The 21,446-nt window shown below is 69.7% G+C and carries 25 protein-coding genes and 1 pseudogene; 9 read left to right on the top strand and 17 right to left on the bottom strand.

Features of this window, described 5'->3' with window-relative positions; all coding sequences use genetic code 11:
- Positions 1-158: 158 nt before the first annotated feature.
- The 3 genes from DJ82_RS04445 to DJ82_RS04435 all read right to left on the bottom strand — a co-directional run bounded on the left by DJ82_RS04445 (position 159) and on the right by DJ82_RS04435 (position 2,045).
- Entirely contained in the window at positions 159-1,259 is a 1,101-nt protein-coding gene (locus DJ82_RS04445; protein WP_094581157.1) for a DUF2891 domain-containing protein, read from the bottom strand.
- Positions 1,260-1,341: 82 nt separating this feature from the next.
- Complete coding sequence (locus DJ82_RS04440) at positions 1,342-1,800, bottom strand: NOB1 family endonuclease (protein ID WP_094523630.1); 459 nt, start codon at positions 1,798-1,800, stop codon at positions 1,342-1,344.
- The gene (locus tag DJ82_RS04435) at positions 1,800-2,045 is read right to left on the bottom strand and encodes a PRC-barrel domain-containing protein (protein ID WP_094523632.1); all 246 of its coding nucleotides are present in this window, start codon (positions 2,043-2,045) and stop codon (positions 1,800-1,802) included. The genes DJ82_RS04440 and DJ82_RS04435 overlap by 1 nt, the downstream gene beginning before the upstream one ends.
- Positions 2,046-2,300: 255 nt before the next feature.
- On the opposite strand from DJ82_RS04435, the gene infB reads away from it, so the two are divergent.
- Together infB and DJ82_RS04425 are read left to right on the top strand one after the other, a co-directional pair.
- The gene (gene infB, locus DJ82_RS04430) at positions 2,301-4,094 is read left to right on the top strand and encodes a translation initiation factor IF-2 (protein WP_094523634.1); all 1,794 of its coding nucleotides are present in this window, start codon (positions 2,301-2,303) and stop codon (positions 4,092-4,094) included.
- A 42-nt stretch (positions 4,095-4,136) separates the two neighbouring features.
- Positions 4,137-4,316: a hypothetical protein gene (locus tag DJ82_RS04425; RefSeq protein WP_094523636.1), complete on the top strand. Its 180-nt coding sequence runs from the start codon at positions 4,137-4,139 to the stop codon at positions 4,314-4,316.
- A 48-nt stretch (positions 4,317-4,364) separates the two neighbouring features.
- Here the strand turns inward: DJ82_RS04425 and DJ82_RS15455 are convergent, their stop codons facing one another.
- The 5 genes from DJ82_RS15455 to DJ82_RS04410 form a co-directional block, all read right to left on the bottom strand.
- Complete coding sequence (locus tag DJ82_RS15455) at positions 4,365-4,490, bottom strand: hypothetical protein (protein WP_254921645.1); 126 nt, start codon at positions 4,488-4,490, stop codon at positions 4,365-4,367.
- 76 nt (positions 4,491-4,566) lie between these two features.
- Positions 4,567-5,265, bottom strand: coding sequence for an NAD(P)H-binding protein (locus tag DJ82_RS04420; RefSeq protein ID WP_094581156.1), 699 nt, complete (start codon positions 5,263-5,265; stop codon positions 4,567-4,569).
- A 201-nt stretch (positions 5,266-5,466) separates the two neighbouring features.
- Positions 5,467-5,703, bottom strand: a complete 237-nt coding sequence (locus tag DJ82_RS04415; RefSeq protein ID WP_094523640.1) for a hypothetical protein — start codon at positions 5,701-5,703, stop codon at positions 5,467-5,469.
- A 98-nt stretch (positions 5,704-5,801) separates the two neighbouring features.
- The gene (locus DJ82_RS15450; RefSeq protein ID WP_254921646.1) at positions 5,802-5,924 is read right to left on the bottom strand and encodes a hypothetical protein; all 123 of its coding nucleotides are present in this window, start codon (positions 5,922-5,924) and stop codon (positions 5,802-5,804) included.
- Positions 5,925-6,226: 302 nt separating this feature from the next.
- Positions 6,227-6,991, bottom strand: a complete 765-nt coding sequence (locus DJ82_RS04410) for a TOBE domain-containing protein (protein WP_094527156.1) — start codon at positions 6,989-6,991, stop codon at positions 6,227-6,229.
- 237 nt (positions 6,992-7,228) lie between these two features.
- Between DJ82_RS04410 and DJ82_RS04405 the strand changes: the two genes are divergently transcribed.
- The 3 genes from DJ82_RS04405 (at position 7,229) to DJ82_RS04395 (ending at position 9,719) form a co-directional block, all read left to right on the top strand.
- On the top strand, positions 7,229-8,164 hold the full coding sequence (locus DJ82_RS04405) for a substrate-binding domain-containing protein (RefSeq protein ID WP_094581155.1): 936 nt from the start codon (positions 7,229-7,231) through the stop codon (positions 8,162-8,164).
- A 149-nt stretch (positions 8,165-8,313) separates the two neighbouring features.
- Positions 8,314-8,955 (top strand): ABC transporter permease, encoded by a 642-nt coding sequence (locus DJ82_RS04400; RefSeq protein ID WP_394338186.1) that lies wholly within the window; start codon positions 8,314-8,316, stop codon positions 8,953-8,955.
- On the top strand, positions 8,955-9,719 hold the full coding sequence (locus DJ82_RS04395; protein ID WP_094581154.1) for an amino acid ABC transporter ATP-binding protein: 765 nt from the start codon (positions 8,955-8,957) through the stop codon (positions 9,717-9,719). Before DJ82_RS04400 ends, DJ82_RS04395 begins: the two co-directional genes overlap by 1 nt.
- Before the next feature lie 520 nt (positions 9,720-10,239).
- Here DJ82_RS04395 and DJ82_RS04390 read toward each other — a convergent pair.
- The 3 genes from DJ82_RS04390 to DJ82_RS04380 are packed head-to-tail and all read right to left on the bottom strand — an operon-like array spanning position 10,240 to position 13,934.
- Complete coding sequence (locus DJ82_RS04390) at positions 10,240-10,791, bottom strand: HIT family protein (protein ID WP_094581153.1); 552 nt, start codon at positions 10,789-10,791, stop codon at positions 10,240-10,242.
- Positions 10,791-11,699 (bottom strand): type II methionyl aminopeptidase, encoded by a 909-nt coding sequence (gene map, locus DJ82_RS04385; protein WP_094581152.1) that lies wholly within the window; start codon positions 11,697-11,699, stop codon positions 10,791-10,793. The genes DJ82_RS04390 and map overlap by 1 nt, the downstream gene beginning before the upstream one ends.
- Before the next feature lie 54 nt (positions 11,700-11,753).
- Positions 11,754-13,934 carry a histidine kinase N-terminal 7TM domain-containing protein gene (locus DJ82_RS04380; RefSeq protein ID WP_094581151.1) on the bottom strand — a complete coding sequence of 727 codons (2,181 nt, stop codon included), beginning with the start codon at positions 13,932-13,934 and terminating at the stop codon, positions 11,754-11,756.
- A gap of 79 nt (positions 13,935-14,013) precedes the next feature.
- Here DJ82_RS04380 and DJ82_RS04375 point away from each other — a divergent pair, with 79 nt between their 5' ends.
- Complete coding sequence (locus tag DJ82_RS04375) at positions 14,014-14,481, top strand: peroxiredoxin (protein WP_094523653.1); 468 nt, start codon at positions 14,014-14,016, stop codon at positions 14,479-14,481.
- Between the two features lie 45 nt (positions 14,482-14,526).
- Here the strand turns inward: DJ82_RS04375 and DJ82_RS04370 are convergent, their stop codons facing one another.
- The 3 genes from DJ82_RS04370 to DJ82_RS04360 all read right to left on the bottom strand — a co-directional run bounded on the left by DJ82_RS04370 (position 14,527) and on the right by DJ82_RS04360 (position 17,967).
- Positions 14,527-15,453: a DMT family transporter gene (locus tag DJ82_RS04370; RefSeq protein ID WP_094581150.1), complete on the bottom strand. Its 927-nt coding sequence runs from the start codon at positions 15,451-15,453 to the stop codon at positions 14,527-14,529.
- Positions 15,454-15,571: 118 nt separating this feature from the next.
- Positions 15,572-16,618, bottom strand: coding sequence for a geranylfarnesyl diphosphate synthase (gene idsA3 / locus DJ82_RS04365; RefSeq protein ID WP_094581149.1), 1,047 nt, complete (start codon positions 16,616-16,618; stop codon positions 15,572-15,574).
- Positions 16,615-17,967, bottom strand: a complete 1,353-nt coding sequence (locus DJ82_RS04360; protein WP_094523659.1) for a ribonuclease J — start codon at positions 17,965-17,967, stop codon at positions 16,615-16,617. The genes idsA3 and DJ82_RS04360 overlap by 4 nt, the downstream gene beginning before the upstream one ends.
- Positions 17,968-18,280: 313 nt before the next feature.
- On the opposite strand from DJ82_RS04360, the gene DJ82_RS04355 reads away from it, so the two are divergent.
- From DJ82_RS04355 to DJ82_RS04345, 3 genes are all read left to right on the top strand, one after another.
- Positions 18,281-18,523 carry an LSM domain-containing protein gene (locus DJ82_RS04355; RefSeq protein ID WP_094523661.1) on the top strand — a complete coding sequence of 81 codons (243 nt, stop codon included), beginning with the start codon at positions 18,281-18,283 and terminating at the stop codon, positions 18,521-18,523.
- Positions 18,520-18,696 (top strand): 50S ribosomal protein L37e, encoded by a 177-nt coding sequence (locus tag DJ82_RS04350; RefSeq protein ID WP_094523663.1) that lies wholly within the window; start codon positions 18,520-18,522, stop codon positions 18,694-18,696. The genes DJ82_RS04355 and DJ82_RS04350 overlap by 4 nt, the downstream gene beginning before the upstream one ends.
- A gap of 131 nt (positions 18,697-18,827) precedes the next feature.
- Positions 18,828-19,862: an MsnO8 family LLM class oxidoreductase gene (locus DJ82_RS04345; protein WP_094581148.1), complete on the top strand. Its 1,035-nt coding sequence runs from the start codon at positions 18,828-18,830 to the stop codon at positions 19,860-19,862.
- A gap of 22 nt (positions 19,863-19,884) precedes the next feature.
- Here DJ82_RS04345 and DJ82_RS04340 read toward each other — a convergent pair whose 3' ends face one another.
- The 3 genes and pseudogenes from DJ82_RS04340 to DJ82_RS04330 all read right to left on the bottom strand — a co-directional run.
- On the bottom strand, positions 19,885-20,091 hold the full coding sequence (locus DJ82_RS04340) for a hypothetical protein (RefSeq protein WP_094581147.1): 207 nt from the start codon (positions 20,089-20,091) through the stop codon (positions 19,885-19,887).
- The gene (locus DJ82_RS04335) at positions 20,091-20,291 is read right to left on the bottom strand and encodes a hypothetical protein (RefSeq protein WP_094581146.1); all 201 of its coding nucleotides are present in this window, start codon (positions 20,289-20,291) and stop codon (positions 20,091-20,093) included. Before DJ82_RS04335 ends, DJ82_RS04340 begins: the two co-directional genes overlap by 1 nt.
- A 62-nt stretch (positions 20,292-20,353) precedes the next feature.
- A pseudogene (locus tag DJ82_RS04330) lies at positions 20,354-21,446 on the bottom strand (deoxyhypusine synthase); the annotation flags it as partial.

The following is a 21,446-nucleotide window of genomic DNA, read 5'->3' as shown; positions in this document are numbered from 1 at the left end:
AATGCGTGGTATGCACGTTATACGTATGATAGTTTTGATGAAGCGTTGGCCTGTGAGCCGAGCGTCGAAGGTGTTTGAGAACTGTGCGGCGCTGTATCCCCTCCCTGCTCGCTCCCGTTGGTCGCTCGCTGAGGAAGGGGGCTTAGCGCCTCAATCAGCTAAGCCGTCCCCGGCGCGATCCCGCCCTCGTTCCGCGTCAGCAGGTACACCGCGAACGAGGAGAGCCAGTGCGAGCCCGCGTAGTCGTCGGTGAGCACGTCCGCGGCCCCCGCCTCGGCGTGCCGGCGCGCCGCCGCGTCCAGCGGCTCCCGCAGTCGGGTCGCCGCCGGCCCCTCCCGCCCCGAAAGCGCGTCGGCCAGTCCCGCGAGACACCACGCGCGGGAGACGTTGAGCCCGATCAGGTGCATCGCGGCGCCGTCGACCTCGTCCGGTTCGACGTCGACGGGCGTCAGCAGCGCGTCGTGCGGCGCCCCCGTGAGGTCCGGGAGGAACCCGTCGAGCCACGCCGCGAACGGGTCGGGGGCGAGGACCCGGCGCATGAGGTCCGCCTCGGTCAAGGCGGGCGAGACGAAGTCCCACCCGACGGGCTCCGCGCCCACGACGCCGGCCGAATCGTCCGCGTACAGTCGGATCGCCGTCGTCTCGGCCTCGCGTTCGAGCTCCGCGTCGCCGACGACCCGCGCGTAGTCGAGGACTCCGGCGAGCGCGAACGCCGTGTTGCCGTGGGTGCCGACGCGGTGCGGGCGGTCGACGCCGAGGAACGACTCCAGGGTCTCCCGGCGAACCCGGTCTTCGAGGGGGCGGAGGGTCTCGCGCCACGCGTCGGCGCGTGAGTCGTCCCACAGGCGCAACTCGGCGGCGAGCCGCAGCAGCCACGACCAGCCGTACGGCTCCTCGAAGCTCGGATTCGCGTCGAGGTACTCCACCTCGCCCGCGACGTGTTCGGGCGTCAGCCGCCCGTCGACGACGGTCGCGATCTCACCTTCGTCCGGGTGGTCCGAGGCGACCCGCAGCAGCCGGACGAGCGCCCAGTGGCTGTGGACCGCCGAGTGCCAGTCGAAGCAGCCGTAGAAGGCCGGGTGCTTCTCCGAGGGGCGCGGCGGCGCGTCCGGCCCCTCCACCGCTCCCTGGTAGTGCGGGTACTCGGTCTCGATTCCGTCCAGCGGGTGAGCGGTCAGCGCGCTCGCGACCGCGTCGTCGAGCGCGTCGGCCCGGCCGGCCCGGAGCGCGTCCGACGAGATCGTCTCGAATGCGTTCACGTCGGGAGGTCGGCGGGCCGCCTGTTCAATCGGTCGGTCGAATGCGAGAGAATAGCACCCTCTATCGGTCGGCCGAGCCCGGTCACGCCGGGTTCTTTCGGGTCAGGTCGCTCCCGCAGATCGGGCACCGCTCCTTGTTCTCGTCGAACGTGCGGTTGCAGCCGACGCACTGGAAGCGCCACTCGCGCTCCTCCGTGATCCCGTCTCTGGCGATGGGTTCGACGTCGAGGTCGAGCCGCTCGGCGACGTTCTGCATCGCGTAGTCGTCGGTGACCAGCGTCGCGCTCAGTTCGAGCGCGGTCGCGATCAGCCGCGTGTCGGTGTCGGACAGCTCCGCGTCGTCGCCCGAGCCGCGCGCGGCGCGCCGGACGTTGTCGATGACCTCCGGGGCCGGGACGTGGATCGTCATCCCCGACCCCTCCATCGCGTCGAAGCGGAGCGCCCCTTCACCATTGAGCTCCTCGTGCACTTCGGGCACCGAGACGACGTCGTCGTCGGTGGTGTACTCGTGGATGAACGCCGAGGTGTCGAGGACCTCCATCAGCGGGCGACGACGATGTAGTCCTTCACCGCCTTCACGTTCCCGACCGGCACTTTCAGTCGGCCCATCTCGTCGACGTCGAACCCGGAGCGCTCGGGGCTGAGGTGCTCGTGCGGGCTGACGAGCAGGTCGTTCAGCTCCCCGGACTTCAGGTCCATCGTGATGTTGTACAGGTCGCCCAGTTCGGTCCCGTCCGAGCTCATCACCGCCTTCCCGGAGAGGTTCTCCGCGAGGATGTCTACCATGTCCTCACCGTCCGTGGCAACGGTCTTAAACGCCACGGGGGCGTCCGACGGGCGACGGACGCTGACCGGCGGACATCGGGCGACGGCCATTGACCGGCGGACATCGATCGCCTGACACTGGACGGCGGTCGCCGGGCGGCGGACGCCGACGCGGGACGGGCCCGGATCGGGGCGAAACGGCCGGTCGCATTTTGAAAGGCTTAACTGACGCCCGGGCGGAATACCGGGTAACCGACCTTCTCGGGGCGATCACCTATGACCGACCACACAAACGCGGACACCCTTCGGACGCCGATCGTCGCCGTGTTGGGTCACGTCGACCACGGCAAGACGAGCCTGCTCGACACGATTCGCGGCTCCGCCGTCAGCGAGGGCGAGGCCGGCGCGATCACCCAACACATCGGGGCGACGGACATCCCGCTCGACACCATCTCCGGGATGGCGGGCGAGCTCATCGACCCGACCGACTTCGACCTCCCCGGTCTCCTGTTCATCGACACGCCGGGCCACCATTCCTTCTCGACGCTGCGCGCCCGCGGGGGCGCGCTCGCCGACATCGCGGTGCTCGTCGTCGACGTCAACGACGGCTTCCAGCCGCAGACGGAGGAGGCGATCGACATCCTCAGGCGCACCGGCACTCCCTTCGTCGTCGCCGCCAACAAGGTGGACACGACGCCGGGGTGGAACCCGCAGGACGGCCAGCCGATCCAGAAGAGCCTGGAGGCGCAGTCGGAGCGCGCCGAGTCGATGCTCAACGAGAACCTCTACGAGATCATCGGCCAGCTCTCCGACGCCGGCTTCTCCGCGGACCTCTACTGGCGCGTGCAGGACTTCCAGAAGAACATCGGCGTCGTCCCCCTCTCGGCGATCACGGGCGAGGGGGTCCCCGACCTCCTCACGGTGCTGATGGGTCTCTCCCAGCGCTTCATGAAAGAGGAGATGGCGATCGACGTCTTTGGGGCCGGCGAGGGGACGGTCCTCGAAGTGAAAGACGAGCGCGGCTTCGGCGCCACCATCGACACGGTGGTGTACGACGGCGTCGTGCGCAACGGCGACCGGATCGTCGTGGGCGGGCAGGACGAGCCGATCGTCACCGAGATCCGCGCGCTGTTGCAGCCGCGGCCCTTAGAGGAGATCCGCACCGAGAAGCAGTTCGAGAAGGTGGCCGAGGTCGGCGCCGCGGCCGGGGTGAAGATCGCGGCGCCGGACCTCGACCGGGCGATGGCCGGCGCGCCGGTCCGGGTCGTCCGCGACCGACCGGAGGCGGAGGTCGTCGAGGAGGTGAAAGCCGAGCTCGCGGAGATCGAGGTAGAGACCGCCGAGGACGGCGTCGTCGTCAAGGCCGACACGCTCGGCTCGCTGGAGGCGATGGCGAACGCGCTCCGCGAGGCGGAGGTGCCAATCCTGCGCGCCGAGGTCGGCGACATCGCGCCCCGCGACATCGCCGTGGCCGAGACCGCGAACCAGGACGAGCACAAGGCGATCCTCGGCTTCAACGTCGACCTGCTGGCGAACGCCGAGACGGAGCTGGAGAACGCCGACGTGAAGCTGTTCACGAACGACGTCATCTACCAGCTGATCGAGGACTACGAGACGTTCGTCGAGGAGCGCCAGCGCGCCCAACAGGAGACGGTGCTGGACAAGGTCGTCCGGCCCGCGCGTTTCCGCATTCTCCCCGACCACACGTTCCGCCAGAACGACCCCGCGGTCGTCGGCGTCGAGGTCATTTCCGGCACGGTCCAGAACAACCGCAACGTCGGGATGTTCGAGGGCAACGAGTTCGATCGCGTCGGGCAGCTCTCCGGGATCCAGAAGCAGGGCGACGACGTCGACGAGGCGCGCGCCGGCGAGCGCGTCAGCATCGCTATCGACGGGCCCACGGTCGGGCGCGGAATCGAGGAGGGCGACACCCTCTGGACCGAGGTCCCCGAGAAGCACGCGAAGATCCTCGAACAGGAGCTGAAAGAGGAGATCACCGCCGACGAGCGCGAGGCGCTCTCGGCGTATCTCGACACGAAGCGGAAGCGGGACCCCTTCTGGGGGAAGTAGCGGTCACAGGGGATTTTTACCCGGACGCCGAAGGCCGACCGCATGCTCTCCCGCGAGAACGCCGTCATCCTCCTGTGTATGGCCGCCGGACTGGCGCTGGCCTACGGCGGCCGCGTCCTCACGGAACTGAGCGACACCGTCCTGATCGGAGCGCTGTTGACGGTCGGAGTCGTCGTCCCGCAACTGCTCAACGGCTACTTCGACGCCAGCGAGGAGGCGTGAGACGTCTCTGCGTGTCTTCTCCGAGCGGCCCGCGGCGGGTCGGCGCCCTCAGAGCGACTCGCCGCAGCTCGGACACTCGAGACCGCGGTCGCCCGCGACCGGCTCGACGCTGATACGGCAGGTCTCACACCACCGACGCCCCCGGGTCTCTTCGGTCGGCACGTCGTGTGTCATGCGTTGTCACTACTCACGGACGGGTTATAATCGTTACCGCCGCCCCGGTGCGCCGTGACGGCAGCGAGGCCCGGAGTCACCGCGGTAACGTCCAGTTCACGTCGACGCCGCGGTCGGGGAACCGGGGCGTGGAGACGACCTCGAACGTCCGGTCCGCCGCGCCCCCGGTCGTCGGCGCCGCGGCCATGAGCCACGCCACGTCGGCACGCGAGACGGTTCCCCACAGCCTCGCCCCCGGCTCGGCCGTCGTGACGAGCCCCGTCCGCCGGCCGTTCGTTAGGATTCCGGGGCGGAGGACCGTGTGTCGGATCGGCGCGTCGCGGAGCGCGGCCTCCGCCTCGCCCTTGGCCTCCTGTAACGGACCGATGAACGCGTCGAAGGCGGACGCGAGCGGGCTCGACGGCTCGGGGCCGACGACGATCGCCGACTCCATCACGAGCGCGTCGACGCCGGCGTCGACCGCCGCCTCCACCAGCGCTCGGTTCCCGGCCCCGTCGACGAACGGCGGGCCGCTCCGGACGGTCGAGCTGGTGCTCCCGACGGCGCTGATGACGGCGTCGACCCCCTCGACGGCCGCGGCCAGGTCGGACGGGTCGAGGAGGTCGTCCACCGCGACCTCGTCCGCGCCGGCCGCCCGGAGGTCGGCGGTGGCGCCCGCGGACCGCGTGAGCGCGCGAACGGTGTCCACTCGCCGTCCGACTCGCCGCAGCACCTCTCGGCCCGTTCCCCCGGTGGCGCCCGCGACGAGGACCGCGTCGATGTCGGTCGGATCCATGTCTCACGTTCGAAGCGGAGCGCAAAGAACGCCCGGGTCGGACCGGTTCCGCCCGCGCCGCGCGGCCGCGTCTTCGCTGAGGCGTTGTCAGAAAAAGCCGCTCGCGTCCGCGGGTCGGGGCCGGGGTCCGACGCCGTCGGTTCGCCGCTTTTATACTCCGTTTCGGTCCCGACGCCGATCGGGACGGGCCTGAGTGCGAAACTACTCGTCGTCCGCCAGCATCTGCCGGATCTCCTCCAGCTTGAAGTAGGACGCCAGTCCGAGTATCGTGACGGGCCAGAAGCCGACGAACTGGCCGCGCTGCTTGTCGCCGCGCACGTAGTAGAAGTACAGTGCGAGTGCGACCGAGCCGACCGATGCCAGCACCGCGGGAGTGAGACCGTCGGTACCGATTCCTTCCGCGGCTTCGACCGCCGTGTCCTCAGTTGAGTCGCTCACAGATTCAGTAGGGTGCGTACATGTAAATCAGTTCCCGTCAGCGAGAACGAACGACCCGGATTCGGCGGCTCTGTCGTCGCGCTCTCGCCGCGGACGCCTTAGTCGGAGCGCTCGCGCTCCGACCTGCGGACGGCGAGGAAGATGAGCACCGAGAGCGCGATCATGACGACTGCGAACAGTCGATCGTTCCCGTCGTCGCGTTCGTCGTCTGTCGCGGGCATGATGACGACCTTTGGACGCTCGCGCACATACGTCTTCGTTCCCCGAAGCGCGCCGCGGCCGCGATCGGTCGGCCGTCGCGACCCGTACCGAACCGGAGACCGGTCGCCGCGCGCGGACCGGTCGCTCCTCGAATCGTGGCAAACGATTACACGTTTACGCCCCCACGTTGGGGTATGGACGATATCGACCCGGACGCACTGATGATCGCCGTCGGCGTCGCGCTCAGCCTGATCGCCGTGATAGAGCTTTACCCGGCCTGGAAGCGATCCAGGCAGGAGTGACCGCTCCGGCCCGTCCGGTGTCAGTCCCGCGACGGCTCGGCGGAGCCGGCGGTCGTCGCGTGTCTCACCAGCCGGGTGGCCGTCGCCTTCCACCGCACCGACACGTCGTCGCCCTCGGTGAGCGCCAGCCGGGACGCGCTCTCGGCGGTGACCAGCACGTGGAACGCCGTGCCCTCGACCGCGACGCGAACCGTGCAGACCGTCTCGCCCGCGTCGATGTCGACGACCGTCCCTCGGAGCCGGTTCCGCGCGCTCGTCGCGTCCGGGTCGATGTCGGCGTCCCCCGAGTGCATCGTCACCGCGTCGGCGCCGACTCTGACCTGCACCGCGTCGCCGACGGTCGCGTTATCGTGGAGCCCCCGAAGCGTGCCGACCGCGGTGTCGACGTCGGCCAGTTCGCCGTCGACGCTCGCGACCGTCCCGTCGAGCACCGTCTCGGGCACGCTCGCGGTCGCGGCGAGCACGGCCTGCAGTCGGTCGTAGCGGTCGAGCAGCTCGCGCCCGGCGTCGGTGAGCCGGCTGCCGCCGCCCCCCGAGCCGCCGCGCCGGCGCTCGACCAACCGGCCGAACGCCTCCTCTAGGCGCTCTATCCGCGAGAGCGCTCGGGCCCGCGAACGCCCCAGCTCCGCGGCCGCGCCCGCGACCGAGCCCGCCTCGTGGACCGCCCGGAGGAGCGCGGCGTCCCGCCCGTCGAACTCGGCGTCGCCCTCGATGAGCGCCGCGCTGCCGCGGCCCGCGCCGGCGGCGCTCCCTTCGGCGGCGCCCTCGTCGCCGCTTTCGTCCATGTCGACACCGTCGTCCCGGGGGGTGTTGGCGCTTTCCCTCCCGGTACGCCGTCGTCCCCGACGGCGACGTAACCGGTTCCAGTCGTCTTCCCCTCCGATTCCGACCGATCTCGGGGCGCGATCGGACACCGGCTCGGCTTCACCGGCGCACCTCGATCGCTCCGTGCGGGAGCGAGTAACCGATCGCGGTTATCCGCGTGCAGAAATTATATTACCTATCAGTCCATCGGTGTGTCTATGTCGATACATCGAAGACGGTTCGTCGCCGCGCTCGGCGCAGGGGCTGTCGCGAGCACCGCCGGCTGTGCGCAGTTGGGGGGGAGCCAAGAGCAGACCGGCGGCGGGGCCGCCGTGGCCGGCGAGGCCCTGACGCTCACGACCACGACGAGCACCTACGACACGGGGCTCCTCGACGCGATCCACGGCGACTTCGAGGAGATGTACGGCGTGACCGTCGACGCGGTCGCGCAGGGGACGGGCGCGGCCCTCGAGTCGGCCCGGAACGGCGACTCCGACGTTGTGATGGTCCACGCCCGCGGGCTCGAAGACGAGTTCCTGCGGAACGGGTACGGGATCAACCGCCGGGACCTGATGTTCAACGACTTCGTGATCGTCGGTCCCGAGAGCGACCCGGCCGGGATCCGGGGGATGTCCTCGGCGACCGAGGCGCTCACGGCGATCGCCGAGGCGGGGGCCCCGTTCGTCTCCCGCGGTGACAACTCCGGCACGCACACCAAGGAGCTGAACCTCTGGGAGGCCGCGGGGACCGACCCCGGCGGCGACTGGTACCAGGAGATCGGCGCCGGGATGGGCGAGGCGCTCAACAACGCCAACCAGCAGGGCGCGTACACGCTCTCCGACCGCGGCACGTTCATCTCGCAGCGCTCGGAGATCGACCTGACGATCCTCGTGCAGGGGCCGATCGAGGACGGCCCGGAGATCCTCGCGAACCCCTACGGGATCATGGCCGTCAACCCCGGCGTCCACGACAACGCCAACTACGACCTCGCGATGGCGTACATCGGCTGGATCACCAGCCCCGGGGCCCAAGAGGCGATCGCCGACTACCAGATGAACGGAGAGCAGCTGTTCTTCCCCAGGGCGGTCTCCGAGAGCCCTGACTTCCAGCAGTACGTTCCGGAAGGTTGGAGTGGGAACTCCACCGACGGGTGAGCGTGCCGCTCGAATCAGTCGCACCGCTGCTGCCGACCGTTCTCGGGAGCCCGGTTACCGCTGACCTCCCGGCCCTCCTCGGGGGACCAGTCGCCGCTGACCTCCCGGCCCTCCTCGACCTTCCGTTCAGGGACGGGTACGTCTGGAGCATCATCTACGTCTCCCTGTACGTGAGCCTCACGGCGGTGGCGCTGAGCACGCTGTTCAGCATCCCGATCGCGGTCGTGATGGGATTCACCGACTTCCCGGGCAAGCAGTTCGCGAAGTCCGTAATCAACACCGGGATGGGGTTCCCGAGCGTCGTCGTCGGCCTCCTCGTGCTGTTCGCCGTCTCGAACCAGGGACCGCTCGGCGCGCTCGATCTGGTCTTCACGAAGCAGGCGATGATCATGTCGCAGTTCGTACTCGCGACGCCGCCGATCACGGCGATCAGCCTCGCGGCGATCTCCGGCGTCGATCAGAACGTCCGCGACGCCGCCCGCGTGCTCGGCGGCACGCGCGTCGACGTGGCGCTCGTCGTCCTCAAGGAGGCCCGGTACGGTATCGCCACCGCGATCCTCGCGGGATTCGGCCGCGCTATCAGCGAGGTCGGCTCCGTGCTCATCGTCGGCGGCAACATCACCGGCGCGGACGGGATATCGAAGACGCGGACGCTGACGACCGCCATCCAGCTCGAGGCCAGACAGGGGCAGTACGAGACCGCGATGATACTCGGCGCCGTCCTCGTCGCGCTCGTGTTGACGGTCAACGCCGTCGTGATCCGGCTCGGCGATCAGGGGGTGCACCGCTGATGCTCCGGCTCCGGAACGTCTCCCGCTCGTACGGCGACGGGCCGGTGTTCCGCGATCTCTCGCTGACCGTCGACTCCGGGGAGGTGGTCGCGGTGATCGGTCCGTCCGGCGTCGGCAAGACGACCCTGCTCCGGACGCTCGCGCTCTCGCTCGAACCCGACGACGGCGCCGTCGCGCTCGACGGCACCGACGTGTGGACCGCCGAGGAGTCGGAGCGGCTCGCACTGCGCCGGCGGGTCGGGATGGTGTTCCAGGAGGCGAGCCTCTTCGACGCGCCCGTCGCGCGCAACGTCGAGTACGGCCTGCGGATCCGCCGCCCGTGGGCGGACCGGCTTCAGGCCCAGCTCCGCTCGCTCGTCGGGCTGCACGAGCCCGCCGACGCCGTCGGCGACGCGCTCGACGTGGTGGGGCTCTCCGAGAAGGCGACCCAGCGGGCGGACTCGCTCTCCGGCGGCGAGGCGCAGCGGGTGTCGTTCGCCCGGGCGCTGGCGTACGACCCCGACGTCCTCCTCTTAGACGAGCCCACCTCCGACCTCGACCCGCGGAACACCGCCGTCATCGAGGACGCGATGGCGAAGGCCCGCGACCGCGGGATCGGCGTCGTCGTGGCGACGCACGACATGCATCAGGCGGAGCTCGTCGCGGACCGAGTCGCGGTGCTGCTCGACGACGGTGTCACCGAGGTCGGCCCGACCGAGCGGATCTTCGAAGACCCGTCGGACGAGCGCACCCGGAAGTTCATCTCCGGGGAGCTGGTGTACTGACGCGCATCGAGGAGTAGGTGTAGTACGTCGCGAGGAGAGTCGTTTACAGGTCGGAGCGTAGTGTTGCTGTCGACTGTTTATAAATGGTCGGCGTTGCTGCGGTGAACACTTCCAAAGCCCCAACCGGTGAGGCGGACGCACGCTCGCTACGGTCCTCAGTCGCTCGTTTCACTCGCTCCTTGCGGTCCTTGCATCGTCATCAGAACGCTTCGCGTTCTGATTGGCTCACGAGAGCGGAGCTCTCGTGAACGCCTCCGTCCGCCTCACCGGCTGCCCTTTTGAGTCCCACCTATACCGCACAGCACCTCACACCTCCCCAGCCTCGCGGTTCGCGCTCTGCGAGCGCTCACCGCGTCCAGCGAGAATCGGAGATTCTCTGGCAGTCGGGCTTCGCCCGACGACCTCGCACCGTCGGCTCGCGGCCTGTCGGCCGCTCACCGGGGCGCGCCGCCGCCTCCGTCATTTATAAAATAATCTTCGCCATCATTCACGGCTATTTAAATACTGGATCGCCGTCGCCTCAGCTGTCGAAGTCGAGCTCGACCGCGTCTCCGGCCTCGGCGTCGCCCGGGTCGACCACGTCGTCGCCGGCGGCGAAGCCGGCGTGGAGGTGGCCGTACGTGCGGTCGACCGCCTCCACGATAACCTTCGTCTCGCCGGTCACGGGCATGAAGTTCGTGTCGCCGTTCCACCGCGGGACGACGTGAGTGTGGAGGTGGTCGATCGACCCCCCGGCGGCGGCCCCGCCGAGGTTCTGGCCCGTGTTCACGCCGTCGGGGTCGACGTCGTGGCGCAACGCCGTCAGCGTCGCCGACTTCAGCCGTGCGTGGTCGAGGAGGGTCGTGTCGTCGAGGTCGGTCGGATCCTCGACGTGCTCGTCCGGGATCACCATCGCGTGGCCCGGGTTGTACGGGGCGTTGTTCAAGAGGACGTAGTTGCGCTCGCTCTCGGCGACGATCCGCGCCTCGCGGGCGTCCTCGCGGTCCGGCAGGACGCAGAACGGGCAGCCGTCGATCGGGTCCGACTCGCGCTCGACCCACTCGATCCGCCACGGGGCGTAGATCCGGTCCATCAGTCGTCGAAGCCGTGGATCCCGGCCGTCGTCACCTCGACGCCGTCCTCGGTGATCAGCAGGGTGTGCTCCGCCTGGCTCACCAAGGCGTCGTCGGCCTCCTTCAGGACGGGGTACCCCTTGACCGCGCCCGCCTGCTTGAGCCGCCGCAACGCCATCTCGACGCGGTCGCCCTCCAGACACCGCGCCGCGAACGGGAGGTCGTCGAACGCCTCGATCTCCTCTAAGGCCTGCCGCGCGCGGCGGTCGCGCACGCTCGCCGAGCCCTGTCGCTCGAAGATCTCCTCGTCGGTCCCCTCGCCGACCTTCCCGCGGCCGTCGGTGGCGAACGGCTCGATCGCGACCGCCTGCCCCGGCTCTAGCTCGACGGAGCGGTCGACCCCCCGGTTCGGCACCGTCGGTCCCGTGTGGGCGTCGTAGCGCTCGACGCCGTGGCCGGAGAGGTTCAGGACGGGGGTGTAGCCGTACCCCCGGATCACGTCCTCGATCGCCGCGCCGACGACGCCGACCTCGACGCCCGGACCGGCCTCGTCGACCGCGGCCTCCAGCGCCATCTCGGCGGCCTCGACGAGCTCCGGGTTCCCGGAGTGGTCCACGGTCACCGCGGCGTCGGCGATGTAGCCGTCGACGTGGACGCCGACGTCGAGACACACCATTTCCTCGCCGAACTCCGTGTCGTCGTCCCGGGTCGGGGTGGCGTGCGACGCCTCGGGATCGACGCTGATGTTGACGGGGAACGCGAGCCCGGCTCCCTGCTCGCGGACGAAGTCCTCCGTCCACTCGGCGACCTCCAAGTGCGACCGCCCCGGCTCGACCATCTCGCGGGCCTCGTTCGTCGCCTCGACCAACACCGCGCCGGCCTCCCGGTAGCTCTCGACCGCGTCCTCGTCCAGGGATCCGTGACTCATGACCGTCGGTTCGACCAGCGACCGCAAAGAGGTTGCGGAGGGACGGCGACGGCGCTAGTCGCGCACGTCCGTCGCGGCGGAGCTTCCGCCGTCTGCCCCGGCGACATTCCCGCCGTCGGCGTCGGCCGCGGGAGTGTCCTCGGCGTCTGCTTCGGCCGCAGTCCCGCCGTCGGCGTCGGCCGCAGGGAGCCGCATCCGCACCACCGTCCCGGTCGGGTCCCGCGTCTCGATGTCGAGCTCGCCGCCCGACCCCGTGACGATCCAGTGGACGAGCCAGAGCCCCAGCCCGCTCGCGTGCTCCAGCGCCGTCTCGCGCGCCTCCGAGAAGACCGCCCGCTCGACCGGCGGGATCCCCGGGCCGTCGTCGGCGACCTCGATCCGGTACCCGCCGCCGGCGGCCGCGACCGTGACGTCGACGGTCGGGCGCTCGCGGTCGTTGTGGACCACGGCGTTCTCCAGCACGTTCCGGACGGCGGACTCGAGGAGTTCGTCGGCGTGCGCGACGGCGGCGTCGGGAGTCGAGACCCGCACCGTCGCGTCCGGGAACGACGATTCGAGCGACTCGGAGAGCCGCTCGACCAGCCGCGCGAGGTCGATCCGCGTCTGTTCGGCCTCGTTGTGGAGCGCCACGTCGATCTCGCGGGCCTGGTCGCTGAGGTGCGTCAGCGTCTCCACCTTCCGGTCGATGATGTCCAAGTAGTCGCCGCCGTCCTCGTCGACGTGGTCGCGCAGGAGGTCGGCGTAGCCGCCGATCACGTTCGTGTCGTTCTTCAGGTCGTGTCTGAGCACGCGGTTGAGGACCTGCAGGCGCTGCTCGTACCGACGGCTCTCCGTCACGTCCGTCGCGGTGATCACGACCTCCTCGGTGTCGTCGAACAGGCGCTCGACGGTCGTCTCGAACCGGCGCCAGTTCCCGTCGGCGTGGGCGATGCGGTGGTCGAGCGGCTGCGGCTCGTCGGTCCCGAACGCCCGCTCGAACGCGCGCTGCGACTCCAACTCGTCGTCGGGGTGGACGAGGTCGACGATCGGTCGCCCCTCGACCTCGGCGGGCGAGTGGCCGAGCAGCCGCTCTATCGACGGGCTCACGTAGCGGGCGAGACCGTCGGTCCCGCAGACGGCCACGACGTTCGGCGACTTCTCGATGAGGGTCCGATACCGGCGCTGGAGAGTCTCCCGCTCGGTGACGTCCCGGAAGAGGAGGACGGTGCCGCCGGCCCCGTCACGCGGCGGCGCTCCGGCGTCAGCGCCGTCGATCGCGTGGGCGTCCACGGTCAGGAACCGGTGACTCTCCCCGTCGGTGAGGGTCACCCGGAACTCGCCCTCGCGCGACGACTCGGTCCGGGCTCCCCGCATCGCCTCGACGACGCCCGGGGCGGAGTCGAACGCCTCCACGACGTCTCGTCCGACCGCGACGGACGGGAACAGTCCCCTCGCCGGCTCGTTGACGTCGACGATACGGCCGGTCGCGTCCACGACGACGACCCCGTCGGCGAGGTTCGCGAAGACGGTATCGCGGGCGATCGGCGAGAGGTCGAGGAGACGGTGTCTGAACACGATCCAGCCGATCACCCCGGACGTGGCGGCGAACGTCACCGGCGTCAGGTCGACGAACGTCGGCCCGACCGCGCCCCAGACGCCGAGGACGCCGGCGACCGTCGGTGCGACGCCGGCGACGAGCAGCAGCGCCGCCTGCCGGCGGAACACGCCCTCTCGGGTGAGCGCCGCGTACCCGAGGACGGCGAAGGTGACCAGGTTCACGGCGTACGAGTAGGCCACGAACGCGAGGAGCTCCGGCGTGGGGGCGTACTCCACGACGAGGTAGCCGCCGACGTCGGCGAGCGAGGGGTCGCGGTAGAACAGCGCCTCGGGACCGATCAGGAGGGCGCCGGAGACCACGGCCGCGGGAACGAGACAGAGCAGGGCGAACCGGCGCGGCCGGAGCCACGACGTTCGGTCGACGTACGCGAGCACGAACGCGGGCCAAGCGACCGCGAGGGTCCCGGTCCCGACCCAGACGAACCGGTTCCAGAAGAGGGTCGCGTCGAGCGCGGTCGCCGACAGTTGGGCCGCGTACGCCAGCGACCAGACCCCGCTCCCGAGCGCGACGCCGACGAACGCGCGGACGAGCGCGCGCTCCCCTCGCCCCCGACTTCTCGCGGCGTACGCGGCGAAGGAGAAGGAGGCGAGCGCCGCCACGAGCAACGGGGCCGTGTACGGCGTCGGTTGCCACACCATCGATATCGTTAGCATGACAGTAGCGGATAAAAGTGGACCGGACCGAACGCCCTAAGACGCCGCCGAAACGACGGCAGGTATGCTCGATCCCGGCGATTCCGCACCCCCGATCACGCTGGCCGACCAGCACGGCGCGACCGTCACCGTCGACCCGGACGAGTCGCGGTACACGGTGGTCTACTTCTACCCGCGCGCCGACACGCCGGGCTGTACCGCCGAGGCGTGCGGGTTCCGCGACGAGTGGGACGCCTTCGAGGGGGCCGACGTCGCCGTCGTCGGGATCAGCGACGACCCCGTCGAGGAGTTGGAGCCCTTCGCCGAGAAGCACGACCTCCCGTTCACGCTGCTGTCGGACCCCGACGGCGAGGTCGCGAGCGCGTACGACTCGTACGGCGAGAAGCAGATGTTCGGCAACACCTTCGACGGCGTGTTCCGGAACACGTACGTGCTCGACGGCGAGGGGACCGTCGTCCTCGCCTACGAGGGCGTCTCGCCCGAGGACCACGCGGTCGAGATCGTCGAGGACATCGCCGCGCTCGACGGCTGAGGTCGGCGGCGACCCCTCCGCGTCGCCGTCGTCGCGACGGGCCCGTCAGAACAGCCCGCCGACCCGCGAGAGGAGCCGCGGGACCTCGTCGGCGATCGCGTGCCGCTTCAGGAGCGCGAAGCCGGCGACGATGACGAAGAAGCCGACGACCGTCAGCGGCGTCACGGGCTCTAAGAGGAGGACCGCACCGGCGACCGTCGCGACGACCGGAACGACGTAGGAGACGAGGTTGATCTCGAACGGGCCCAGCCGGTCGAGCAGCGTGAAGTAGATGCTGTACGCGACGGCCGAGGACATCACGCCGAGGAACAGCAGCGAACCGACCGCGGGAAGCTCCGTGACCGGGAGCCGTTGGGTCTCGCCGAGCGCGGCGCTGAGCCCGTGGATCAGCGTGGCGCCGAACAGCATCGCCCACCCCGTGAGCGCGATGCTGGAGAAGCTCGTCGTCACGGTGCGGAGCCCGACGCTGCCGACCGCGAGCGCGAGCACGCCGATCGAGATGAGCCCGACCCCGATGGTGACGCCCCCGGCGAGGTTCGCGGGGTCCGGCTGGGCGACGAGCCCGACGCCGATAAACGCGAGCACCACGCCGAACGCGCCGCGCGCGTCGAGGTCCGAGCCGCCGATCCAGGCGGCCGCGACAGCCGCGGTCGCGATCGGCACGAGGCTGTAGGTGATCGAGGCGATGCCGCTGGTGGTGTACTGCTGCCCGACGAACAGCAGCGAGTTGTTGGCGGCGACGGAGAGCCCCCCGCTGAAGCCGATGGCGGCGAAGTCGCCGCGCGTGCTGGGGAGCGGTCCCGCCTCCGTCAGGAGGACGTACGACACCAACACCAACGCCGCCACGTCGAACCGGTAGGCGGCGTACAGCACCGGCGGGTAGTAGTCGAGGCCGACCTCGATGGCGACGAAGGAGCCGCCCCAGAGCGTGGCGAGGGTGAAAAACAGGACGACGTCTCGATACCGTGACACGGTCGAAGGAAGGCGACGGGGAATAAAGCGGTGTCCGTTGCGGAGGACGCCGCCGGATCGTGGCCGGACGGCCGGCGGTCCGGTCGCGGCCGTCCGACTCGCTTTCCGCCCGGTCCGCTCAGTAGCCGCGGACGATCAGGTAGTCCGCGAGGTCCTCGAGGAGGCTCCGCGAGCCGCTCTCGGGAAGCAGTTCGAGGTGCTCTTTCGACCGCGCGGTGAGGTCCTCCGCGGTCTCGCGGGCGTACGCGATGGAGCCGGCCTCCTCCAAGGCGGCCACCGCGTCCTCGATGGCCGACTCCGTGACCTCGGCCGGGGTGTCGGCGTCGACGAGGCCGTCGACGTCGACGCCATCTTGACGCGCGTGGAGGGTGATCAGCGTCTCCTTCCCCTCGACGAGGTCGGAGCCGCGCTGTTTCCCCAGCTCCTCGGACGGCACGGTCAGGTCGAGCACGTCGTCTTGGATCTGGAACGCCCGTCCCGAGTCGATCCCGTACTCGTACAGCGCGTCGATGACGTCGTCGGCGGCGCCGAGCAGGATCGCCGGCGTCGCCGCCGACGCCCCGTACAGGACCGCGGTCTTCAGCTCGACCATCTCGAGGTACTCCTCGGGGAGGATATCGTCGCGCGACTCGAACGAGACGTCGAGCGCCTGTCCCTCGCAGATCTCCGTGCAGGTGGACGCGAGCATCCGCATCGCCTCCAACCCGTTCTCCGGGGCCGCGCCCGTCTCCGTCATGAACTCGAAGGCCTTCGAATAGAGCGTGTCGCCGGCGAGGATCGCCGTTGACGTGTCGTACTGCTCGTGGACGGCGGGGACGCCGCGCCGGAGGTCGTCCTCGTCCATGATGTCGTCGTGGATCAGGGTGAACGACTGGATCACTTCGATGGCGACCGCCGCGCGCATCACGTCCACTTCGGTCCCGTCGAGGGCGGCGAACTCGCGGAAGTCGACGCTCATCGGCTCGACGCCCGCGACGGCCTCGGCGGCGAGCGTCGCCACCGTCGGGCGCAGCCGCTTCCCGCCCGCCTCGAGGATATACCGCGTCGCCTCGTAGAGGCGCTCCGGGTGCTGTACCGGCAGCTCTTCGTCGATAGCGGCGTTGACCAGTTCACGCCGCTCGCGGATGGCGTCCAGCACCCGCGCCTCCTTCGTCTCGCTCGTCATTCGACGAGTTGGATGACGCTCCCGTTCTGCGTGACGTGAATGTCACGACCGAGCTTGTACCCCTGCGACTTCGCGAGACTCACGTACGGCGAGCGGCCCTCCAGCGACTGGTGGCCGGGGATGAGGTGCTGCGGCTGGAGCGCCTGCAGCATCTCGTAGTGCCCCTCCTCGCGGAGGTGGCCGGAGACGTGGATGTCGTCGTAGAGGCGCGCGCCCTGCATCCGGAGGAGCTGCTCGCTCTGGTAGCGCTGGCCCTCGTTGGTGGGCTCCGGGATGACGCTGGCGCTGAAGACGACCTTGTCCCCGTCGTCGATTTCGTACGGGGTCTCGCCGCGGCCCATGCGGGTTAACATTGCGCGCGGCTCGCCCTGGTGGCCCGTCACGATGGGGAGGAAGTTCCCCTTCCCCTCCTTCATGATCCGCTTGAACGCGCGGTCGACGGACTTCCGGTGGCCGTACATGCCCACGTCGCCCTGGAAGTCGACGAAGTCGAGCCGCTCGGCCGTCCCGGAGTACTTCTCCATCGAGCGCCCGAGGAGGACCGGCTGACGGCCGATCTCGCGGGCGTACTCGACGAGCGTCTTCACGCGGGCGATGTGGGAGGAGAACGTCGTGGCGACGATCCCGCCCGTGTAGTCTTCCATCGAGGTCAGCGTGTCCTCGACGTGCTTCTTCGCGTACGACTCGGAAGGGGTCCGGCCCTTCCGGCCGGCGTTCGTGCAGTCCTCGATGTAACAGAGGACGCCCTCGTCCTGCCGGCCGATCTCGCGGAACCGGTCCATGTCGATCGGGTCGCCGATAACGGGGGTGTGGTCCAGCCGCTTGTCGAGGCCGTAGACGATCGCGCCCTCGGGCGTGTGGAGGACCGGGTTGATGGCGTCGATGATCGAGTGCGTGACGTTGACGAACTCCATCTCGACCTGCTCGGAGTCGCCGATGGCCATCGTGCCGCCCGCCTTCATCTTCACGAGGTCGTTGTCGACCTGGAACTTCCCCTCGTCGGCGATCTGCTGTTTGACCAGTTCGATCGTGTACGGGGAGCCGACGATCGGGGCGTCGTACCGGTGCGCGAGCTTCGGGATGCCCGCGATGTGGTCGAGGTGACCGTGGGTGGGCACGATCGCCTGGACGTCGCCCTCCAGCTCGCTCATGACGCGGTCGTCCGGGATCGCGCCCATGTCGATCAGGTCGAGGCTGTGCATGCTCTCGGTCTCCACGTTGTCGTGGATGAGGACCTTACTGAGGTTCAGGCCCATGTCGAAGATGACGATGTCGTCGCCCGCTCGCACCGCCGTCATCTGTCGACCGACCTCTTCGTAACCGCCGAGTGTCGCAATTTCGATTTCCATGGTTTGTGTATATCGAACGCCTGTACGGCGTTCATCACTGAAACCCCGCAAGGAGCCGTCAGCGCTACGTCCGACCGCGCGTCGTTGAGGCCCCGCTACGGCCGAGCCGACGTCGGCTCACCGTGTCCCGCGGGAGTGTGGTATCCCGAGATACAGGAGCCCGTCTTAAAAACACCGGGGTTCGGGGCCCACCGCGACGGCCGGTAACACGGCGGTACCCGACAGTCTCGACCGGCGTGAACGGGTTTTCACCCCGATCTGTCCTCCTCGCGTCCCGGTATTTTTATTACCGCGACGGGCGGCGATACGTACAATGAGTGGACGACCCCTCGACGTGCTCGAAGCGTCGCTCGAGGACCCGGTGACGGTACACCTGAAGGACGGGACGACTTACTACGGAGTGCTGGCCGGCTACGACCAGCACATGAACGTCGTCATCGAGCCGGAGGACGACGTCGGCGACCGCGTCGACGACGATCTCGACGCGGAGTTCGCCGTCGCGATCGAAGACACAACGATTATACGCGGCGATAACGTCGTCACCATCAAAGCATGACCGGCTCCGGAACGCCCTCTCAGGGGAAGAAGAACAAGACGGTTCACGTGAAGTGCCGCCGCTGCGGCGAGAAGTCCTACCACGTCAAGAAGGAGCGCTGCTCCTCCTGCGGCTTCGGTAAGTCCGCGAAGCGCCGCGACTACGCGTGGCAGTCGAAGACCGGCGACAACTGACGACGACGCTTTCTCGATCTCTCCATTCCGCTCGAATCCCGTAGTGTCGGGTCCGGTCGCGGCGGGTCGTCCGACCCCCACGATTCCGCCGCCGGCCGAACGCTTACTACCGGCGGTCGCCGAGCCGTGGCATGGACCTCTCCGTCGTCGACCTCTCTCCGGTCCCCGCGGACGGGACCGCCGCCGACGCCTTCGCGAACACGGTCGCGGCCGCCGAGCAGGCGGAGCGGCTCGGCTACTCGCGCTTCTGGGTCGCCGAACACCACGGCAGGACCGACCGCCTCGCGGGGACGACCCCGGAGGTGCTCCTCGGACGGCTCGCGGCGGCGACCGACGCGATCCGGCTCGGCAGCGGGGCCGTCCTCTTGAATCGCTACAGCCCGTTCAAAGTCGCCGAGTCGTTCGGGACGCTCGACGGGCTCGCGCCGGGCGGCGTCGACGTCGGCGTCGGCCGAGCGAACGGGCCGCCGGCCGCGGACCGCGCGCTCGGGACGAGCCGCCGCGTCGAGAGTCCGAACGAGGACCACGAGGAACGGGTCCGCGCGCTCGTGAGCCACCTCTACGACGCCTACCCCGACGGCCACGAGTACGCCGACCTCGACGTCCCCCGCTCCGGGGACGGTCCCCCCGTTCCGTGGGTGCTCGGGTCGAGCCCGGCGAGCGGCGAGATCGCCGGGAAACTCGGGCTTCGGTACTGCTTCGCCGGGTTCATCAGGCCCGGATTCGCGGAGCGTGCGTTCGCGTCCTACCGCGAGGCGTTCGAGCCCGGCGCGCTCCCTGCCGGCCCAGACGAGCCGACGGGGATGGTCGCGGTCAACGCGGTCGCCGCCGAGACCGACGCGGCCGCGGCCCGTCGCCGAGCGCCCGCGGAGGCGACCTTCCGGCGGATGCGCCGCGGCGACCTCGGGGACTCGACGCCGTCCGTCGCTGAGGCGGTCGACGAGCTCGGCGGGGCCCCGGAGCCGACGCCCGCGACGCTCGACGACGACGAGTGGCCGCGGTCGGTCTCCGGGAGTCCGGAGACGATATCGGGGATCCTCGAACAGCTGGCCGACCGAGCCGGCGTCGACGAGGTGATGATCCAGCACGCAGTCCCCGACCACGGCGACGCGCTGGAATCGCACGCGCTGCTGGCCGAGGCGGCCGGGCTGGAACCGAGGAACTAACGGGCTGGCGTCGGTGCCCCGCTCACTGAGGCGGGTTCCGGACGAGCGCGTCGAGCATCAGCAGCGCGCACGCCAGCGCCGCGGCGGCGGTCGGGACCACCCACCCCTCGACCATCGCCGACGCGGCGCCGTACCCGCCGGCGAACAGCAGCGGCATGCCGGCGAGGACCGCGTCCGCCCGCGACACGCCTTCGGGCACGTCGACCGGAACGCCGTCGGCGACGCTCATCAGTCCACGTACCCCAGGTCCCGGAGCCGCTTGCCGATCCGGCGGGCCTCCGCCTCGCTGATCTCGTCGTCCGACTCCATCTCCTGGACGACGACGTGTTTCACGAACTCCTTCACGGAGCCGAACGGCTCGTCCTCGATGTGCTCCTCGACGTCGGCGACGAACTCCTTCCGCAGCGAGATGGTAGTGTAGTCGGCCATTACGCCAGATCAGTGGCTCCCGGGTGAAAAATCTAATTACATGTAATTACTATTTGTCGTGACTACTCCACGCGCTCGCGGGCGGCGGCGACGAGCATCGGCAGCATGACGGTCGCGTCGCCGTAGACGGAGGCGTTGCGCGCGTCCTTCTCCAGCTTCCCCCACGACCGGGCCTCTTCGAGGGTGGCGCCGGAGAGCCCGCCGGTCGCCTCCGGGTCCATCGTTATCTGGACGGCGTAGTCGTACGCCCGCGGGGTGACGAGCATCGTCTGGAGGGTGAAGTTCTTCGGGACGCCGCCGCCGACGAGCAGGCAGTCGGCGTCGTCGGCCTCGAACGCGAGGTCGGTCAGCTCCGTCATGTCGGCGAGGGCGTCGAGCGTGAAGTCGGCCGTCTGCGCGTACATCCACGCCTGCAGTCCCAGCACGGAGTCCTGCACAGCGGGGCAGTAGACGGGGACGTCGCACTCGTAGGCCGCGGCGGCGACGCCTGGGTCCTCGGCCACGTCGTCGCGGTCGTTGACCGCGGCGTTCGCGCGACCGAGCTCTCGCGCGAGGTCGGCGATGGAGACGGCGCCGTCGCCCTCGGCGTCCGGGTCGGCCTCGAGCGGCGGGAACACCTCCTCGCGGAGGTGGCCCTCGAACGCCGCGAAGTGCTCCTGCGGGAGGTAGACGTTGTAGATGCGGTCGACGCCCTCGTCGCGGAGCCCCTCGTCGTGCTCGCGGAGGCTCTTCTCCGGGTCGTGAGTCCGGCCGTGGTGGTGTTTCCCGCCGATCGCCTCGATGGCGTCGTGGGTGAGGTTCGCGCCCGTGGTCACCAGCGCGTCGACGTAGCCGTCGCGGATCAGGTCGGAGACGATCCGGCGCATCCCCGCCGGGACCATCGCGCCGGCCAGCGAGAGGAAGACCGTGCAGTCCTCGTTCGCGAACATCTCCGCCAGCACGTCGCCCGCCTCGTTGACCTACGCCGCGCCGATCCCGGCGTCGCCGTACCCCTCGACCAGCTGGCCGACCGTCATGTCGGCGGTCGCCCGCGTGTGCCCGACCGGGTCCTCGTGGAACTCCTCTCGGGGCGGGTCTCCGCCGTGCTCGTCGTGGCCGTCTCCGCCGTGCTCGTCGTGGCCGTCTCCGCCGTGCTCGTCGTGGCCGTCTCCGCCG

It is taken from the genome of Halorubrum sp. Ib24 (assembly GCF_002252745.1).
In the GTDB taxonomy this organism is placed as follows: Archaea; Halobacteriota; Halobacteria; order Halobacteriales; family Haloferacaceae; genus Halorubrum.
The sequence above is the reverse complement of the archived record's forward strand: the minus strand, read 5'-3'. Positions and strand labels throughout refer to the sequence as shown.

Excerpts from the sequence above, each read along its gene's own strand:
- DJ82_RS04440 (WP_094523630.1), bottom strand. The coding sequence starts at position 1,800 with ATGGAGGTCCTCGACACCTCGGCGTTCATCCACGAGTACACCACCGAC.
- DJ82_RS04435 (WP_094523632.1), bottom strand. The coding sequence starts at position 2,045 with ATGGTAGACATCCTCGCGGAGAACCTCTCCGGGAAGGCGGTGATGAGC.
- infB (WP_094523634.1), top strand. The coding sequence starts at position 2,301 with ATGACCGACCACACAAACGCGGACACCCTTCGGACGCCGATCGTCGCC.
- DJ82_RS04425 (WP_094523636.1), top strand. The coding sequence starts at position 4,137 with ATGCTCTCCCGCGAGAACGCCGTCATCCTCCTGTGTATGGCCGCCGGA.
- DJ82_RS15455 (WP_254921645.1), bottom strand. The coding sequence starts at position 4,490 with ATGACACACGACGTGCCGACCGAAGAGACCCGGGGGCGTCGGTGGTGT.
- DJ82_RS04420 (WP_094581156.1), bottom strand. The coding sequence starts at position 5,265 with ATGGATCCGACCGACATCGACGCGGTCCTCGTCGCGGGCGCCACCGGG.
- DJ82_RS15450 (WP_254921646.1), bottom strand. The coding sequence starts at position 5,924 with ATGCCCGCGACAGACGACGAACGCGACGACGGGAACGATCGACTGTTC.
- DJ82_RS04410 (WP_094527156.1), bottom strand. The coding sequence starts at position 6,991 with ATGGACGAAAGCGGCGACGAGGGCGCCGCCGAAGGGAGCGCCGCCGGC.
- DJ82_RS04405 (WP_094581155.1), top strand. The coding sequence starts at position 7,229 with ATGTCGATACATCGAAGACGGTTCGTCGCCGCGCTCGGCGCAGGGGCT.
- DJ82_RS04395 (WP_094581154.1), top strand. The coding sequence starts at position 8,955 with ATGCTCCGGCTCCGGAACGTCTCCCGCTCGTACGGCGACGGGCCGGTG.
- DJ82_RS04390 (WP_094581153.1), bottom strand. The coding sequence starts at position 10,791 with ATGGACCGGATCTACGCCCCGTGGCGGATCGAGTGGGTCGAGCGCGAG.
- map (WP_094581152.1), bottom strand. The coding sequence starts at position 11,699 with ATGAGTCACGGATCCCTGGACGAGGACGCGGTCGAGAGCTACCGGGAG.
- DJ82_RS04380 (WP_094581151.1), bottom strand. The coding sequence starts at position 13,934 with ATGGTGTGGCAACCGACGCCGTACACGGCCCCGTTGCTCGTGGCGGCG.
- DJ82_RS04375 (WP_094523653.1), top strand. The coding sequence starts at position 14,014 with ATGCTCGATCCCGGCGATTCCGCACCCCCGATCACGCTGGCCGACCAG.
- idsA3 (WP_094581149.1), bottom strand. The coding sequence starts at position 16,618 with ATGACGAGCGAGACGAAGGAGGCGCGGGTGCTGGACGCCATCCGCGAG.
- DJ82_RS04360 (WP_094523659.1), bottom strand. The coding sequence starts at position 17,967 with ATGGAAATCGAAATTGCGACACTCGGCGGTTACGAAGAGGTCGGTCGA.
- DJ82_RS04355 (WP_094523661.1), top strand. The coding sequence starts at position 18,281 with ATGAGTGGACGACCCCTCGACGTGCTCGAAGCGTCGCTCGAGGACCCG.
- DJ82_RS04350 (WP_094523663.1), top strand. The coding sequence starts at position 18,520 with ATGACCGGCTCCGGAACGCCCTCTCAGGGGAAGAAGAACAAGACGGTT.
- DJ82_RS04345 (WP_094581148.1), top strand. The coding sequence starts at position 18,828 with ATGGACCTCTCCGTCGTCGACCTCTCTCCGGTCCCCGCGGACGGGACC.
- DJ82_RS04340 (WP_094581147.1), bottom strand. The coding sequence starts at position 20,091 with ATGAGCGTCGCCGACGGCGTTCCGGTCGACGTGCCCGAAGGCGTGTCG.
- DJ82_RS04335 (WP_094581146.1), bottom strand. The coding sequence starts at position 20,291 with ATGGCCGACTACACTACCATCTCGCTGCGGAAGGAGTTCGTCGCCGAC.